The sequence below is a fragment of the Polynucleobacter wuianus genome, assembly GCF_001659725.1.
In the GTDB taxonomy this organism is placed as follows: Bacteria; Pseudomonadota; Gammaproteobacteria; order Burkholderiales; family Burkholderiaceae; genus Polynucleobacter; species Polynucleobacter wuianus.
In genome coordinates, this window is record NZ_CP015922.1 from 1270028 (window position 1) to 1288604 (window position 18577).

At 46.4% G+C, this 18577-nt stretch carries 12 protein-coding genes; 3 read left to right on the forward strand and 9 right to left on the reverse strand.

Annotated elements, in window-relative coordinates:
• Position 1 precedes the first annotated feature (1 nt).
• Entirely contained in the window at positions 2-661 is a 660-nt protein-coding gene (locus tag A8O14_RS06615; RefSeq protein WP_068949755.1) for a glutathione S-transferase family protein, read from the reverse strand.
• 174 nt (positions 662-835) lie between these two features.
• Between A8O14_RS06615 and A8O14_RS06620 the strand changes: the two genes are divergently transcribed.
• The 3 genes from A8O14_RS06620 to A8O14_RS06630 are packed head-to-tail and all read left to right on the forward strand — an operon-like array spanning position 836 to position 7836.
• Positions 836-4282, forward strand: coding sequence for a transglutaminase family protein (locus A8O14_RS06620; RefSeq protein WP_068948780.1), 3447 nt, complete (start codon positions 836-838; stop codon positions 4280-4282).
• Positions 4283-4293: 11 nt separating this feature from the next.
• Positions 4294-6906, forward strand: a complete 2613-nt coding sequence (locus tag A8O14_RS06625) for a circularly permuted type 2 ATP-grasp protein (protein ID WP_068949756.1) — start codon at positions 4294-4296, stop codon at positions 6904-6906.
• Positions 6907-6918: 12 nt separating this feature from the next.
• Positions 6919-7836, forward strand: coding sequence for a transglutaminase family protein (locus tag A8O14_RS06630; RefSeq protein WP_068948781.1), 918 nt, complete (start codon positions 6919-6921; stop codon positions 7834-7836).
• Here the strand turns inward: A8O14_RS06630 and arsB are convergent.
• The 8 genes from arsB to infB all read right to left on the reverse strand — a co-directional run bounded on the left by arsB (position 7833) and on the right by infB (position 18570).
• On the reverse strand, positions 7833-8885 hold the full coding sequence (arsB, locus tag A8O14_RS06635; protein WP_068948782.1) for an ACR3 family arsenite efflux transporter: 1053 nt from the start codon (positions 8883-8885) through the stop codon (positions 7833-7835). The genes A8O14_RS06630 and arsB overlap by 4 nt on opposite strands.
• Positions 8882-9361 (reverse strand): arsenate reductase ArsC, encoded by a 480-nt coding sequence (locus A8O14_RS06640; protein ID WP_082913128.1) that lies wholly within the window; start codon positions 9359-9361, stop codon positions 8882-8884. Before A8O14_RS06640 ends, arsB begins: the two co-directional genes overlap by 4 nt.
• The gene (locus tag A8O14_RS06645; RefSeq protein ID WP_068948784.1) at positions 9358-9687 is read right to left on the reverse strand and encodes an ArsR/SmtB family transcription factor; all 330 of its coding nucleotides are present in this window, start codon (positions 9685-9687) and stop codon (positions 9358-9360) included. Before A8O14_RS06645 ends, A8O14_RS06640 begins: the two co-directional genes overlap by 4 nt.
• 509 nt (positions 9688-10196) lie before the next feature.
• Positions 10197-12554, reverse strand: a complete 2358-nt coding sequence (locus tag A8O14_RS06650) for a Tex family protein (RefSeq protein WP_068948785.1) — start codon at positions 12552-12554, stop codon at positions 10197-10199.
• A gap of 105 nt (positions 12555-12659) precedes the next feature.
• Positions 12660-14477: a translational GTPase TypA gene (gene typA, locus A8O14_RS06655; RefSeq protein ID WP_068948786.1), complete on the reverse strand. Its 1818-nt coding sequence runs from the start codon at positions 14475-14477 to the stop codon at positions 12660-12662.
• A gap of 51 nt (positions 14478-14528) precedes the next feature.
• A complete protein-coding gene (gene truB / locus A8O14_RS06660; RefSeq protein ID WP_068948787.1) occupies positions 14529-15440 on the reverse strand; it encodes a tRNA pseudouridine(55) synthase TruB in 912 nt (303 codons plus the stop codon).
• Entirely contained in the window at positions 15441-15809 is a 369-nt protein-coding gene (gene rbfA, locus A8O14_RS06665) for a 30S ribosome-binding factor RbfA (protein WP_068948788.1), read from the reverse strand.
• Positions 15810-15819: 10 nt separating this feature from the next.
• Entirely contained in the window at positions 15820-18570 is a 2751-nt protein-coding gene (gene infB / locus A8O14_RS06670; protein ID WP_068948789.1) for a translation initiation factor IF-2, read from the reverse strand.
• Positions 18571-18577 lie beyond the last annotated feature (7 nt).

An 18577-nucleotide genomic window follows, 5' to 3' on the forward strand; every position in this document is an offset into this window, starting at 1 on the left:
ATCAAAACTCCACTTCAAGTTCTTCAATGTCATCGGGTTCTTCGAGGGCGCCCATCACCCATTCCTTCATCTCTGGCATCGCCATGATGTGCTCGCAATACCGCTCGCTCGCCTTATCCAGCTCTACGTGATAAGTCAGGAATCTTGTGACAACTGGCGCAAACATAGCGTCAGCCAAAGTGGGTTCTTTGCCAAATAGGAATGGGCCACCATAGGTAGAAAGGCAGTCTTGCCAAATGACTAATATGCGGTTGATATCGATTTGTGCTTTTGACCAAACCTTAAATGATTCAAACTTTCCTTTGATGTTCATAGGGAGTGAGGCGCGCATGGCAGAGAAACCAGAATGCATCTCACCACAGACGGAACGGCAGTGCGCTCTGGCTACTGGATCTTTTGGTAAGAGATGGGCTTTGGGATTGAGCTCGTTAAGATATTCACCAATTGCCATGGTGTCCCACACCTTGCAACCATCATGATCCAAACGCGGTACTAAGATAGAGGGCGAAAGGAGTAAGAGCTCAGCCCGGTTATCAACATCATCTGGGTGCACAGCAACTTCCTGAAATGGCAGACCAGAGAGTTTGAGCATGAGCCAGCCACGCAGAGACCATGAGGAGTAATTTTTACTGCTGATCGTCAAGGTAGTTTGCTTAGACATATCTACTTTCATAAGGGGATGCAACTACAACATATTCCTTCTCAATTGGGCAATTGCATATCTATGCCCTGTTTTTGACGTCTTTTGCCCAATTTTGGGCACACCCTTATTTATGGCACTAATCTTGTGCGACGCAATAATGCACCCTTGTGGTGAACTTATAGACTTTGAGACATGTCTATCCATGCCGCCCTCCACCACGTTACCGAATATGACTACGACCGCCTAGTCGAGTTGGGTCCGCAAGTCGTGCGCTTGCGCCCAGCTCCACATTGCCGAAGTCACATTCTTTCTTACTCACTCAAGGTTGAGCCAGAAGGTCATTTTGTGAACTGGCAACAGGATCCTTACGCAAATTACCAAGCGCGTTTGGTTTTTCCAGAGAAGACAAACAAATTCAAAGTTACGGTTGATCTTGTTACTGAGATGGCGGTTTATAACCCTTTTGATTTCTTTTTAGAGCCGGATGCAGAAAATTATCCATTCACCTACAACTCAGAGCTCAAAAAAGAATTGCGCCCTTACCTCGGAAGAATGCGCAATGCCACATTAAATAAGTATTTCAAAATGATTGATCGTAGCGAAATGCGCACGATTGATTTTTTAGTCAAACTCAATCAACAGGTTCAACAAGATATTCGCTACCTCATTCGCATGGAGCCTGGAGTTCAAACTCCCGATGAAACTTTAGAGCTTCGTAGTGGCTCTTGTCGCGACTCTGCTTGGTTAATGGTCAACCTATTGCGCCTATGCGGCTTGGCCGCACGCTTTGTATCGGGCTATCTGATTCAATTAAAGCCGGACGTAAAAGCACTTGATGGTCCAAGCGGTACAGAGGTAGATTTCACAGACTTACACGCTTGGTGTGAGGTGTATCTACCAGGTGCCGGCTGGATTGGCTTAGATCCCACCTCTGGTTTGTTTGCGGGTGAAGGTCATATACCAGTAGCTTGCACACCAGAACCATCAGGTGCCGCACCTATTGAAGGTGGCGTTGACAAGTGCGAAGTCGAGTTCAAGCACACGATGGAAGTGACTCGAATCTATGAGTCTCCTCGCGTTACCAAACCGTATACCGAAGATCAGTGGCAAGCAATTGTTAATCTAGGTCATAAGGTCGATAAAAAATTAGAAGATGGTGATGTGCGTCTTACGATGGGTGGCGAACCTACTTTTGTCTCCATTAATGGTCGTGATGAACGCGAATGGAATGTGGATGCGCTCGGGCCCACCAAGCGAGGTTATGCTACAGAGCTAGTAGAACGTCTGCGTAAAGAATATGGCGATGGCGGCTTCTTACACTTTGGTCAAGGCAAATGGTATCCTGGCGAACAATTGCCACGCTGGGCACTCTCCATTTATTGGCGAGCTGATGGACAAGCAATCTGGAAAAACCCTCGGTTATTTGCTGATGAACGTGATCCCATCATGTACACCAACAAGGATGCAGAGAAATTTGTCTACACGCTCTCCAAAAACCTAGGCCTTGCCGATAAATTTATTGAGCCCGCATATGAGGATGTGTTCTATTACCTCTGGCGAGAATCCAAACTCCCGGTCAACGTAGATCCCTTTAAATCCAACTTGGATGATGAGATGGAGCGCACTCGCTTAAAGCGCGTGTTTACCCAAAAATTAGATTCTGTCATCGGGTATGTATTACCAATTGAAGCTGATCAGGGTCAAAACTACTTTGATACCAATTGGAAAACTGGTCCTTGGCTTTATCGTGATGATCGCCTATATTTATTACCCGGTGACTCTCCCATGGGTTATCGCCTGCCACTCGATTCCCTGCCTTGGACGAATAAAGCAGATTACCCATACATGATTGAGCAAGACCCTTTTGCTCCGCGCCCACCTTTACCCAGCTCTGCACCAGTCATTCAGCAACATCAAGGTTTGGGTCAGTCTATTTTTGGCGGAACTGTTGGCGGTACTACAGGCAAATCTAGCGCTTCTTCAAAATCCTCTTCCAGCAAAACCATTTGGAGTCAGTCGCAAGACGTGCGTTATCCACAACGACAAGAATCGGCTGCTTGGATTACCCGTACTGCGCTTTGCGTTGAGACCCGTGACCCAATGCGTTCGAATGGACCGGATGCAGAGAAGAAACATGGCGGCAAAAATGGCGCATTGTATGTATTCATGCCACCACTTGCGCGTCTAGAGGATTACCTCAATTTATTGGAAGCAGTTGAAGCAACTGCAGAAGAACTTCAGTTTCAAATCGTGATTGAGGGTTACCCTCCTCCACGCGATCCTCGACTCAAGCTCTTGCAAGTCACTCCCGATCCTGGCGTGATTGAAGTCAACATTCATCCGGCTCATAACTGGAATGAATTGGTCGAACATACTGAGTTTCTGTACGAAGCCGCTTTTGAATCACGCTTATCCGCAGAGAAGTTCATGACCGACGGTCGCCATACTGGTACTGGCGGTGGCAACCACTTTGTAATGGGTGGTGCAACTCCGGTAGATAGCCCCTTCTTACGCAGGCCAGAACTCCTCGCCAGTTTGATTTTGTATTGGCACAACCATCCTAGCCTGAGTTATCTCTTTAGTGGCATGTTCATTGGACCAACTAGTCAAGCTCCGCGCGTTGATGAAGCGCGTAACGATCAACTCTACGAATTAGAGATAGCCCTCAAAGAGATTCATGAGAATCGCAAGAAGTATGGTGCCAGCATGCCTCCATGGCTTGTCGATCGCACCTTGCGTAATATCTTGATTGATGTGACTGGCAATACCCATCGTAGTGAGTTTTGTATCGATAAGATGTACTCACCTGACAGTCAAACAGGACGCCTTGGTTTATTGGAACTTCGTGCCTTTGAAATGCCACCACATGCGCAGATGAGTATTGTGCAGCAATTACTCATTCGTGCGTTGATTGCGCGCTTCTGGGATGATCCCTATCTTGCACCTGCAACCCGCTGGGGCACTGAGTTACATGATCGCTGCCTTTTGCCAACTTTTATCAAGATGGACTTTGATGATGTTATTGAAGAGATGCAAGCTCATGGTTATGACTTTAAACCAGAGTGGTTTGCACCACATCTTGAGTTCCGCTTCCCATTGATTGGTCAAGTTCAAACCATGGGTACTGAGATTACTTTGCGCAATGGACTTGAGCCATGGCATGTCATGGGCGAAGAAAGTACTGGTGGCGGTACTGCACGTTATGTGGATTCTTCTATCGAACGGGTTGAGGTGCGCGTCACTGGACTTAACCAAAGTCGTTACACCATTACTTGTAATGGAGAGCCATTACCTCTTCAGCCAACCGGTATTGCTGGTGAATATGTTGCTGGTGTTCGTTACAAGGCTTGGAATCCACCTTCCAGCTTGCATCCAAGTATTGGAGTGCATGCCCCATTGGTATTTGACGTGATTGATACCTGGATGAAACGCTCGGTTGGAGGCTGTCAGTACCATGTGGCCCATCCCGGTGGGCGTAACTACGATACCTTCCCGGTCAACGCCTATGAGGCGGAGAGTCGGCGCCTCTCCCGCTTCTTCCGCATGGGTCACACACCAGGATCGGTCGAAGGAATACAGCCCAATATTGAGTTGGCAGCCAGCAGAGAGTTTCCATTTACGCTCGATATGCGTCGATGAGACAATGGGCTGTGGACTCTACTCAAGCCAATCCTTTGAAATCTACAGCCAATCCCCCTCTGGTGGATGAGATTGCCCGCTTGGCACCAAAAGCCAAAGAGGGTCACTTTGATGAATTGCGTGGCAATGCATCAAGCCTGTTGCCACACTGGAAGACGTTTTTTGAGCAATTAGAGCCCTCAGGACTATCCGATTTAGATCAGCGCACGCTTGAGCTTAATCGTCAAGTTCAAGATAACGGCATTACATATAATGTCTACGCCGATGAATTTGGACCACAACGCCCTTGGTCAGTAGATCTCTTCCCCTTGATCATTAGCCCAGAGTCTTGGCAAGAGATTCAGTCGGGAGTCTTGCAAAGAGCAAAATTATTAGAAGGCATCATCAAAGATATTTACGGTTCCCAGACTTTACTCAAAGAAGGTTTGATACCACCAGCCTTAATTCATGGTCACCCAGGCTACTTACGCTCCATGTACGGCGCTAATTTTCATCAGCGTAAGCATTTGCACATCATTGCTTTTGACCTAGCCAGAGCGCCGGATGGTAAATGGTCTGTACTATCTCAGCGCACGCAAGCTCCTTCCGGTTTGGGTTACTTGCTAGAGAACCGCAATCTAATTGCACGGCAGTTTCCCAAAGCGTACGAGCAAATGCATATTGCGCCACTGGCCAATGCCTATCGTGATCTGATTGATGCTTTGAAACTTGAAAGCCCCGCAGGTCCCAATGCCCATATCGCTCTTCTCACCCCTGGTCCCTATAACGAAACCTATTTTGAGCATGCCTATCTTGCTCGCTATCTAGGTTTAACACTAGTAGAGGGCGGAGATCTCACTGTTCGAGATCAAAAAGTGTATCTAAAAACAGTTCGCGGTCTCGAGCCAGTAGATATTTTACTTAAGCGCTTGGATGATGAATTCTTAGATCCTTTAGAGTTACGTGCCGACTCCACTTTAGGTGTTCCTGGTTTATTGCAAGCGATTCGCGCTGGTAATGTCATCCTAGCGAATGCACCTGGCTCAGCATTTTTAGAGTCCCCCGCTCTGTTAGGATTCTTACCCGCTATTAGCGAGCGCTTGCTTGGTGAAAAAATTCAATTACCGGCGATGGATACCTGGTGGTGTGGGGAGCGCGCAGCTTTAGATGCCGCTATTCCGAATTTGGGTCACAGCGCTATTAAGCCGACCTATCCAAATGGTAGCGGTCATCAAAATTATGAATCTGCTTTGGGTTGCGACCTGACTCAAGCACAACTCGATGAATGGGTTGGCAGAATTACTCGTCAACCTGATGAACATACTGTGCAAACGTATATCCCGCTAGCGCAAATGCCAACCTGGCTCAATGCATTTAATCTCAATGACGCCTCACTCATAGAGCCTCACTCTTATATGCTGCGAGTATTTGCGCTGAGTAATGGTCCTGACAGCTGGCAAGTATTACCTGGGGGTCTTGCGCGTATTGCAGGCAACGATTCTGGTATTGCCTCTATGCAAAGGGGTGGTAGTAGTGCCGATGTATGGGTACAAAGCCATCAAACCACTTTAGATTCAGAGGTTCATCCTCAACAAGCATTACAACCAAAAGAGTTGGTCATGCGCAAACGTATGGTGACCAGTCGTGCTGCTGAAAATTTATATTGGTTTGGTCGCTACACCGAGCGCAGTGAGAATATTTTGCGTTTGGCTAAGCTCTACCTAGAAAATATTAATAGTGAATACATCCCTTCCCGCTCCCTATGGACCTGGCTAGAGCATCTCTGTCATCAATATGGTCTAGTGCCTGAAGGCGTACCAAGCAATTTTGATCAAGGAGATATTCGTCATCGTATTTTTGAGAGAACTTTGATTAATTCTCTAAATGGAAATGAAGGCGTCACTAGCGTTGGCTTTAATCTCAATGCAATGAAGCGCACTGCCTCCAATGTACGTGAAAGACTTTCAACTGAACAGTGGAGCACGATTAATCACTGTATTGAGCACTTTGAAAAAGATTGTCTTAAGGCAACGACCTTTCATGATTTTTCTTCCTCACTAGCCATTGATGCCCTAAAGCAAGCCAGCAGTTCTTTAGCAGCTATTACCGGCGCTCAAACTGACCGCATGACAAGGGATGATGGCTGGCAACTTCTCTCGATTGGCCGCCACATTGAACGTCTATCGTTCTTAACAACGGTTTTAGACTCAGCCATCGAAATGGGTTTACTGTTTAATCCCAATACCGATAGCTCTGGCTACACAGCATTACTGAATTTATTTGACAGCACGATTACCTTTCATGCTCAGCACCAGCAGAGCCGTGAAATTGCTCCACTGGTCAGCCTCTTAGTGCTAGATGATGAGAATCCTCGCTCCCTAGCCTGGGTAAGCAAAGCATTACGCGCTAGACTATCTAAATTGGCTGGCACAGAACGCAATAACCCAGATGAATTAACTCGCAGTGTGACCAATCTTCAAGACTACGATCTATTGAAACTATCTCGTGCTGATGGCTTTGGTAATTTCTCTGAATTAAGGAACTGTTTACATGCGGTTTCACAATCAGCCTGGAATATTTCTGATGAAATTAGTGCGCGCTACTTTAATTTGATTCATGCCAACGAATATAGCGTTCAAACATAAATACCCATCACCATGCTGCTTGAAATCACTCACGACACTCACTATTCCTACGATCCCAATGTAGAAATAGCGCAGCATTTTGCGCATCTTAAGCCTGCCTCAATGGGAAGCCAGCAAGTTTTAAAGACGGAGATTCAGGTAAACCCAAAGCCTGCCTGGTCAGAAGAGAATGTAGATAACTATGGCAATGTTTGTACTTTTTTCTCACTACAAAATCGCCACAGTGAACTATCCATTACTGCCAAATCATTGATTCAAACCAAGACCGATGCTCTTGTGGGACCTAAGCCTGCAGAAACGCCTACCTGGGAACTAGTACGCGAGTATTTTCGCTATCACTCCAATACCCAATGGGATGCGGCTTCAGAATTTTTGTTTACCTCCCCTTTTATTGCCTTGCGTCCTGAGTTTTCAGAATTTGCCAGAGCAAATTTCACACCTGGTCGACCTATATTGGAAGCTGCGATTGATTTAACGCAGCGCATTTATGGTGAATTTCACTATGTCAGCAAGAGCACCGATATTGGTACGCCCGCACTGGATGCCTTAAATAAAAGAGAGGGTGTTTGCCAAGACTTTGCTCATATCTTGATCTCATCATTGCGAAGCATTGGCCTGCCTGCCAAATACATCAGTGGCTACATCCTGACTAACCCACCCCCTGGCCAAGTACGCTTAATTGGTGGTGATGCCTCACATGCATGGGTGTCAGTTTATATCCCGAGCATAAATGAAAATGGCCAACTGTCTACAGGGCTCTGGTGCGACTTAGATCCCACCAATAATCGTTGGGGCTATGAAACCCCTGGTGAAGACTATGTGCACCTTGCCCAAGGAAGAGACTACGCTGATGTCTCGCCAATTCGTGGTGTGATTCACGGCGGTGCCGATCACACCTTGGATGTTGCCGTGACAGTCATGCCTGTCTAAGCTAAATCGGGCTTAAAGTAACGACCTTTAATAGCCAAAGCTAAAGAAACTAAACCTATCATGATGGGCACCTCAACTAGGGGCCCTATCACTGCCGCAAATGCTGCTCCAGAATGAATTCCGAACACGGCAATAGCGACCGCAATCGCCAACTCAAAGTTATTACTTGACGCTGTAAACGATAAGGTGCAGCAGCGCTTGTAATCGATACCCATTTTGCTAGTGATCACAAAGGTAATGACAAACATCACAGCAAAATAAATCAGCAATGGAATTGCGATCGTTAATACATCGCCAGGCAATTGGAGAATGAGCTTACCCTTGAGGCTAAACATCACCACGATCGTAAATAACAATGCAATCAGAGTAATCTTGCCGATCTTAGGCACAAAGTGTTCGTGGTACCAATCTTTAGAGACAAACTTGAGCATGACAAAGCGAGTTAAGAGACCTGCAATGCAAGGAATACCCAAGTAGATAAATACGGTGGTTGCAATCTCACCAATCGAAACGCTTACATTAGATGCAGATAATCCAAACAATGGCGGCAAGACAGTCAAGAACACATAGGCATAGACGCTAAAGAACAGCACTTGAAAGATTGCATTAAAAGCGACTAAGCCTGCCGCATATTCTGTGGAGCCCTTAGCAATGTCGTTCCAAACAATCACCATGGCAATACAGGGCGCAATACCAATCAAGATTAAGCCGGCCATGTACTCCGGTTGATTGGGCACAAAAGTGATCGCTAAAAGAAACATAAATATTGGCGCAACCATCCAGTTCATGACAAAGGCAATCCCAAAGATACGCTTATCTTTAAAGACATCTGGCAGATCTTCATAGCGCACCTTGGCAAATGGCGGATACATCATCAAAATTAAGCCAATAGCAATCGGATAATTTGTTGTGCCAACTTGGAAAGAGTTAATGAACCCCTCTACTCCCGGAAAGAAATAACCCAAGCCAATACCAGCTGCCATAGCAGCAAAAATCCAAACCGTTAAGTAACGATCTAAAAAAGAGAGTTGTTTAGTAAGAGCAGTCATGATTTGGTGTGCACTTCTTTCAGGGATAATGAGTCGAGCGTTTCTAGTGGCATATCAGCCAACAGATCAAGGCGCTTCTTGAGGCCAATCATGACATCTTTAAATGCCCTTCTCTTGTCCTCATCCGTACCTTGCACTTGAGATGGATCGGGAAAGCCCCAATGCGCTGTTGCAGGCTTACCCGGCCAGAATGGACAGACTTCTCCAGCAGCGTTATCGCAAACCGTAATAATAAAATCCATCTTCGGCGCATCTGGTAGCCCATATTCATCCCAACTCTTGCTTCGTAGCTTTGATTCTGGGTAACCCAATTCTTTGGCGATCTCAGCGGCAAATGGGTTTACTTTAGTGCCTGGTGTAGATCCTGCTGAGTAGCCGACAAACTTACCACTTGGATGGGTAGATGCCAAGGCTTCGCCCAATACAGATCTTGCGGAATTATGGGTACAGAGAAATAGGATGTTGTATTGCTTCATACTGTCTTTACCCCTTTTTGAATTTTGATCGGCGCGCATTCCTTGCCACCACAGCAGTTATCTAACAAGAACTCACTGAGGTCCTGTACCAGCTTTGCATTGGGTCGATAAATGAGATTACGACTCTGTCTTTCAACTAAGAGAAGATTAGCTTGCACCAACTCTTTTAAGTGAAAGCTGAGGGTGGCATTGGGAATGCCTAATTTCTCAATGATTTGACTAGGAGTTAGACCTACATCTCCTCGCTGAACAATCAAACGAAAGATATTAAGCCTAGACTCCTGCCCCAAAGCAAGGAATGCTTGAACTGCATTAGTATTTTTCATATTTCCAATTATATAGAAATATATATGACGCTTTTGTTACAAGCAAAACGTGATTTAATGGCTCTTGCGGTTAGGAAAAGATCAAGTTGAGCTTCTCGCGCAGTGTCTTCTTTTTTGGATGACACCCATTACCAACTACTTTCATATATTGAGGATGACGTTAAATAGGCTATTAGAGTAGTTCGGGTACATTAATCCATAGGCAATTTCTGTTTTAGGATCTTCAGCAATATAGGCTCCAAACATTCTGTCAAAGTTCATCAGGATCCCGCCATAGTTCTTATCCAAATGCCGATTATTTGGTGCCCTACTCCGACACCCAATAAGGTTGTGCTCTTAATCCAAGGGTATGATTTCTTGTAACGCCACTTATCAATCAGAGATTACGTCAAGATTGCAATTGCAATCTAGGATAAGAAATAAACAGACTGGTTATTGCTGAGGAATTGTTCCATAGGACTATATTAGCCCAGCAATCCAGAGATGATTTACTTACTAATAGCTTGGGATTATTTTTTTAACTTTGCCAACGCTATGGCCATCGCACTATTAATGGGCGCAACTTGCCTTCTATCCTCCTGAGGCTTTTTAGGCTCGTTGGATTTAGGGCGATTGGGACTTCTTTGCACCGATTTTGGGGAGGCACTTGCTTTTGGTGCTTCATCAGTCAGGCGCATCGTCAGCGCAATACGTTTGCGTTTCTCATCTACCTCAAGCACTTTGACTTTCACGACTTGCCCCGCTTTCACAACAGAATGTGGGTCTTTTACAAAGGTGTTTGATAGTGCAGAGATATGCACTAAGCCATCTTGATGAACGCCGATATCTACAAACGCACCAAAGGCTGCAACGTTAGTAACAACCCCCTCAAGAATCATGTCTGTCTTCAGGTCACTGATTTTCTCAACCCCTTCTTTAAAGGTGGCAGTGGTAAATTCTGGGCGAGGATCACGACCTGGCTTTTCTAACTCTTTCAGAATATCGGTCACTGTTGGCACACCAAATTGACCATCGGCATACTTTTCTGGTGAAAGAGATTTGAGAAGGTTGGTATCACCAATCACCTCTTTCACACCCTTCTTAATGTCTTTCAAAATCTTCTCTACTAGGGGATAGGATTCTGGGTGGACTGCTGAGGCATCAAGCGGATCTTGGCCATTCATGATGCGCAAGAAGCCGGCAGCTTGCTCAAAAGTCTTTTCACCAAGGCGAGGCACACTCTTGAGATCCATTCTGGATTGAAATGCACCCTTGCTATCGCGGTAGGCAACAATACCTTCAGCAACCGTACTAGATAGACCAGAAACCCTTGCTAATAATGGTGCTGAGGCAGTATTTACATCGACGCCGACAGCGTTTACACAATCTTCTACCACCGCAACAAGTGACTTAGCCAACTGGGTTTGCATCACATCATGTTGATATTGGCCCACACCAATTGATTTGGGATCAATCTTCACGAGCTCTGCCAATGGATCCTGCAATCGGCGTGCAATCGATACTGCGCCACGCAAAGACACATCCATGCCTGGCAATTCTTTTGAAGCGTACTCAGAGGCGGAGTACACAGAAGCACCTGCTTCTGAAACAACGATCTTAGTAAGACCCAGCTCTGGCTTGGCTTTTATTAAATCTTGCGCAAGCTTATCGGTTTCTCGTGAAGCCGTGCCGTTACCAATCGAAATCAAAGTCGCCTTGTGCTTCTCAGCCAATTTAGCAAGGGTGATTAGCGAGCCTGCCCAATCATTCTTGGGTTGATGGGGATAAATCACATCGGTATCGACCACTTTGCCTGTCGTATCGACTACCGCCACCTTCACACCAGTGCGCATTCCAGGGTCTAGACCGATCGTAACTCTTGGTCCTGCGGGGGCAGCCAGAAGAAGATCCTTGAGATTGCGGGCAAAGACATTAATAGCTTCCGTTTCTGAGCGCTCACGTAATGCAGTCATCAATTCTGACTCTAAATGCAATGAACACTTCACGCGCCAGGTCCAACGGACAGTGTCAGCTAACCAAGCATCGGCTGCCCTACCTTCATTTTTGATTTTGAAATGATTGGCAATCCGGTTTTCACAAGGGTTGTGTGGCGCACCCCATTTTGGCTTCTCTTCTTCTGAATCTAAACGCAGCATTACCATCAAGATTTGCTCACGGCGCCCCCTAAACAATGCCAAGGCGCGATGCGATGGTATGGCCTTAATAGGTTCGGAGTAGTCAAAGTAGTCCGCAAATTTCTCACCCTCTTGCTCTTTTCCGGCAATTATTTTGGATTCCACTACGCCATGATCTTGCAAATAAACTCTCAGTGATTGCACTAGTGCGGCGTCTTCGGCAAAGCGTTCCATCAAGATTTGGCGTGCACCTTCTAGAGCTGCCTTTGTATCTGGCACTCCTAGATTTTCAGTTTCCTCGATCTTAAAGGCAGGCTTGATGTATTTAGCTGCTTCTGCTTCTGGGTCGAGAGTGGGATTGGCTAATAGATCATTCGCGAGTGGCTCTAATCCAGCTTCTAGCGCTATTTGCGCTTTTGTTCTTCGCTTTGGCTTATAAGGCAAATAGAGATCTTCAAGGCGGGTCTTATCTTCCGCCATCATGATGGCTTTGAGCAACTCAGGGGTCATCTTGCCCTGCTCTTCAATCGAAGTCACGATGGTCTTACGGCGATCCTCCAGCTCACGCAAGTACGTTAAGCGCTCTTCAAGCAAACGTAATTGCACATCATCCAAGCCACCCGTTGCCTCTTTACGGTAACGCGCAATAAAAGGCACTGTTGCGCCTTCATCTAATAAGGCAACAGCAGCGGCGACTTGATTTGGTTTAGCAGAGAGTTCTTGGGCAAGGCGTTGTTCAATCGATGGCAGCATTTATCGGCTCTCTCATACTTTTCTATTTGTATTTTTGGAATATTTGGATTGTCTGAAGAACAAAAGCCACCCGGAGGTGACTTTTGTTGTGTAGCTTGAGTTTAATTACTCGCGTGATGCTTTCTTGCGCTCATGCTCCTTAAGGTAACGCTTACGAATACGAATACTCTTCGGTGTTACCTCAACCAATTCATCATCATCAATGAACTCGACTGCGTACTCTAAGTTCATTGCGATTGGCGTAACCAGGCGCACTGCTTCGTCAGTACCAGAAGCGCGAACGTTGGTTAATTGCTTACCTTTAATAGGGTTAACAACCAAGTCGTTATCACGGCTGTGGATGCCAATCACCATACCTTCGTATAAGGGATCGCCAGGACTTACAAACATACGGCCGCGGTCTTGTAATTTCCATAAGGCATATGCAACTGCTTCACCATCATCTTGGCTAATCAATACGCCGTTATGACGCTCTCCTAAGATTCCATCCTTAGCAGGTGCGTAAGAATCAAATGTATGGCTCATTAAACCGTTACCGCGAGTCATGGTCATGAAATCGCCTTGGAAGCCAATCAAACCACGTGCTGGAATGCGGTACTCAAGACGAGTACGGCCTTTACCGTCGCTCACCATATCGAGCAATTCACCTTTACGCTTACCCAAATCTTCCATCACGGCGCCTTGGGTAGTGTCTTCTAAGTCAACAGTTAAGTTCTCGTACGGCTCCATCTTCACACCATCTTCTTCATGGAAAACCACGCGTGGACGGGAAACAGCCAACTCGTAACCTTCACGGCGCATTGTCTCTACCAAAATAGTGAGGTGCAATTCGCCGCGGCCTGAGACTTCAAATACAGTGTCATCGTCAGTATCTTTAACACGCAAGGCCATATTGGATTTCAATTCGCGGTCTAAACGCTCACGAATCTGACGGCTAGTCACAAACTTACCTTCACGACCAGCCAGTGGGCTCGTGTTCACCATGAAGTTCATGGTTAAAGTAGGTTCATCAATCTTAAGCATTGGCAATGCCTCTGGAACATCTGGTGCACAAATCGTTGTACCAATTGCCAAGTCTTCAATACCGTTTACCAATACGATATCGCCTGCTTGTGCTTCATCAACCAATTCACGCTCTAAACCGCGGAATTTCAATACTTGGTTAATACGACCTTTACGTTGTGTGCCATCTGGACCATCCATAAAGACGACATCCATTAATGGCTTTACGGTTCCACGGTTTACACGGCCAACACCGATCTTACCGACGTATGTGCTGTACTCAATCGAGGTGATCTGCAATTGCAAAGGACCCTCTGGATTGTCATCACGCACTGGAACATGCTTAAGAACAGTGTCAAACAATGGGCGCATATCACCTTCGCGCACATCATCAGTTAAGCCAGCATAGCCATTGAGGCCTGATGCATACACCACTGGAAAATCTAACTGCTCTTCAGTAGCGCCTAATTTATCAAATAGCTCAAAGGTTGCATTGATGACGTAATCGCAACGTGCGCCAGGACGGTCAACCTTATTGATTACCACGATAGGCTTTAATCCTAAAGCCAAGGCCTTCTTGGTAACAAAACGGGTCTGTGGCATTGGACCCTCAACTGCATCGACCAAGAGTAATACACCGTCAACCATCGAGAGTACCCGCTCTACTTCACCACCGAAGTCTGCGTGTCCTGGGGTATCAACGATGTTGATGTGTGTGCCGTCATATTCCACTGCACAGTTCTTGGACAAAATAGTGATACCACGTTCTTTTTCAAGATCGTTTGAGTCCATGACGCGTTCGGTCATTTTTTCATTGGAGCGGAATGTACCAGATTGACGCAAGAGTTGGTCAACCAAAGTAGTTTTACCGTGGTCAACGTGGGCGATGATGGCGATGTTACGAAGTGCGCGTTTAGTCATGTGAAGCTTCTAAAGTTAAAGATAAGTAAAGGGGTTATAAGAAATAATTGTTTAATGTGCCTGCGAAATCAAACGCTTGGGATGTAAAACCCCGGAGCGCCAATCAGCAGTACCAATAAAGTTATGTGGAGCAGCAGTAGCGCGATAAATTCTCACCAAAGCCTCAATCGAAGGCAAGTTGAGCGGAACGCGTTGTCCCATTTCTAGACGCTTAGCTTGTTGCTCGTCTACGGTTAGGTGTGGCAAGGTTTGTAAAAGTGCATCAACCGGCAGGATATAGCTTGAGCTATCGTGCAAAGCGTTCTGAATCGATTCAATCGTAAAAGATTGCTCCAAACTCAAGTGCCCTACTTCGGTTCTGCGTAAACCAACTAAATGGGCACCACAACCTAAGGCATTACCAATATCTTCAGCCAATACTCGAATATACGTACCCTTGCTGCAAGTCACCTCTAGAGTCGCTTCAGGCCAATTAATACTAGTCCAACGAATCTTGTGAATCGTGATCTCGCGGGGTGTACGCTCTAACTCAACACCAGCACGAGCGTATTCATATAAGGGCTTGCCATCACGCTTGAGCGCAGAATACATTGGTGGCACTTGAGTAATGGGACCAGAAAATTTGCGTAGCAAAGCATCTAAAGCTTTTTGTAGGGCTGCTCCATTTTCAAAAGCAGGTAGGGGCAATTCTTCAATAGTGAGGCCTTCAGCATCACCAGTATCAGTGCGGGAGCCAAACTTCACCTGAGCGATATAGGTTTTATCTGCTTCCAGCAAGTCTTGAGAGTACTTAGTTGCTTCTCCCAAGCAAATCGGCAATAAGCCAGTTGCCATTGGATCTAAGGTGCCTGTATGCCCAGCTTTTTCTGCATTAAACACACGCTTAACAGCAGTCACGGCACCCTGGGAACTCATTCCAGCAGGTTTATCTAGCAATACTACGCCGTCGATACGCGTGGACATTTATTTGCTCTCGCCTGATTGATCGCTCTCTAGAGCTTGATCGATCAATCGAGACATCTCTATGCCATGTTCAACTGAGCTGTCATAGTGAAAGTGCAAAGTTGGCACAGTATGAATATGCAAACGCTTAAACAGTAAAGAGTGTAAGTAGCCCGCTTTTTCCTGAAGGACTTTGAGCGCATGCTCTGGTTCGGCACCCAATACAGTGAAGAACACCTTAGCGTGCGCCAAGTCCGGTGAGAGCTCAATACTTTGTAAGGTAATCAAGCCCAAACTGGAGCTACGCAACTCACGAGGAATCAGTTCGGCCAAGTCTCGCTGAATTTGATCGGCGAGACGCTGGTTACGATGAGGACTGGTTTTATGCATACTGGAACAATTAGAGTGAACGAGCTACTTCAGTCACTTCAAATACCTCTAATTGATCGCCCTCTTTAATGTCGTTGTAGCCTTTTAATGACAGGCCACACTCAACACCGGCACGAACTTCTTTAGCATCATCCTTAAAGCGCTTGAGAGAGTCCAATTCGCCTGACCAGACAACGACGTTGTCACGCAAGAGACGAACGCTTGAAGTGCGTTTAACAATACCGTCAACGACCAAGCAACCAGCAATTGCGCCAACTTTAGATACCAAGAAGACCTGACGAATCTCTACCAGACCGGTAATTTCTTCTTTCTTATCCGGAGTCAACATACCGCTCAAGGCGAGTTTCACTTCATCAACCGCGTCATAAATAATGTTGTGATAACGAATATCTACACCATTGTTCTCAGCCAGCTTACGGGCTGCAGCATCGGCGCGGGAGTTAAAGCCAAAAATCACCGCTTTAGAAGCCACTGCCAAGTTCACGTCGGTTTCTGTAATACCACCCACAGCCGCATGAACAATCTGCACCTTCACTTCAGGAGTAGACAACTTCATTAAAGATTGAGCCAATGCTTCTTGAGAACCTTGAACGTCAGCCTTAATAATCAGCGGCAACAACTTCGCTTCAATCGCACCCTCTTCCATATTTTCCATCATGGTTTCAAGTTTGAATGCCTGTTGTTTAGCCAACTTCACATCACGGAACTTACCTTGACGGAACAGGGCAATTTCACGAGCCTTACGCTCATCAGGAACCACTTGTACTGACTCACCAGCGGCAGGAACTTCAGATAAACCCTGAATCTCCACCGGAATAGACGGGCCAGCTTCGTTACACGGCTTACCGTTTTCATCCAACATGGCACGAACACGACCAAAGGTGGAGCCCGCCAACAACATATCGCCACGCTTGAGCGTACCCGATTGAACCAATACTGTTGCAACTGGACCTTTACCTTTATCCAAACGTGCCTCAATCACGAGACCTTGTGCAGGAGCATCTTTAGGCGCTTTGAGTTCTAAGATTTCTGCTTGCAGAAGTACGTTCTCTAGCAATGCATCAATACCTTCGCCTGTTTTAGCAGACACTGGAATAAATGGCACATCGCCACCATATTCTTCAGGAACAACCTGCTCAGCTACCAACTCCGTTTTTACTCGCTCTGGATTGGCTTCTGGTTTATCGATCTTATTAATAGCAACCACTAATGGCACTCCACCAGCAATCGCATGGTGAATCGCCTCTTTAGTTTGCGGCATTACACCGTCATCCGCTGCTACGACCAAGATCACGATATCGGTTGCCTTAGCACCACGAGCACGCATGGCAGTAAACGCTTCGTGACCTGGGGTATCTAAGAAGGTAATCATGCCGCGTGGTGTTTCTACGTGGTATGCACCAATATGCTGAGTAATGCCACCCGCTTCGCCGGAGGCTACTTTGGCCAAACGAATCTTATCAAGCAAAGAAGTTTTACCGTGGTCAACGTGACCCATCACCGTAACTACTGGTGGGCGTGGCAACATTTCTGCATCATGCCCGTCAGTACCCAGATCTAAATCTGGATCATCTAACTTCGCAGCATGGGCTTTATGACCCATCTCTTCCACGATGATCATGGCTGTATCTTGATCGAGCACTTGGTTAATGGTAACCATTTGGCCCATACCCATCAGCAGCTTAATCACTTCAGCACTCTTAACCGCCATCGCATGAGCAAGTTCAGCTACCGTAATCGTTTCTGGAACATGAACATCGCGTACAACCGGCTCCGTTGGAACTTGGAAGTTGGTATCAACGTTTGCTTCAGCAATTTGACGCTGTTTCTTGCGACCGCCGCCTGAACGCCAGCCACCAACACCACCAGAGGTATCGCCACGGGTCTTAAGACCACCAGGTTTCTTAGCGCCTTCTTCTTGCCAAGTCGATGAAGTCTCAGAAGACTTGATCGTCTTACCACCAACCTTAGCTGGTGATTTTTTCTTATCGTCTGCACCCTCTGCTTTAGCAGGTTTATGCAAAGTTCCTTTTTTTGCTTCTTCAGCAGCAACTTCGCTTGGCGCTTTCAGAACACGAGCAGGAGCACTCATCATGTCACGAATCGCTAAGGCTTCAGCCTCAGCAGCTGCACGACGTACACGAATATCCGCTAGCTCTTTTTCTTTACTTGCAGCAATTTCTTTAGCCGCTTTGTCTGCTTTGGCTTTTTTCTCAGCAGCCGCAGCAGCAGGGGCATCACCAGATTCAGCTTCAGTAGGGGCAGCAACTTCTTTTTGACGCGCCTCTTCTGCGGCTTTCATTTCTGCTTCTTGACGAGCCAATAACTCAGCTTGACGAGTAGCTTCAGCTGCGCGTTTTTCCAACTCCTCTTCAGAGAGGATTGGTTTCGCTGGCACTGTTGATGTAGCAACTTTAGCTGGCTTTTCGGGTACTTCTTCAGTAGCAGGCGCCTTATCTCCCGCTTTAACCAAGACGCGCTTTTTACGAACTTCTACTTGCACGGTACGAGTACGTCCAGCAGAGTCTGCCTGACGAATCTCAGAGCTCTCGCGCTTAATCAACGTAATCTTTTTGCGTGCTCCAGTGTCAGCGCTGCCATGAGCTTTCTGCAAATGCTCAAGCAAGACAGTCTTGTCCTTTTCGGTGATGCTATCGTCCTCAGAACCTTTATCGATCCCGGCTGCCTTCAATTGCTCTAAGAGGTCAGCCGCGGTTCGTTTGAGTTCCTTAGCGAGTACTTTTACTGTTGTTGTTGCCATGCACTAC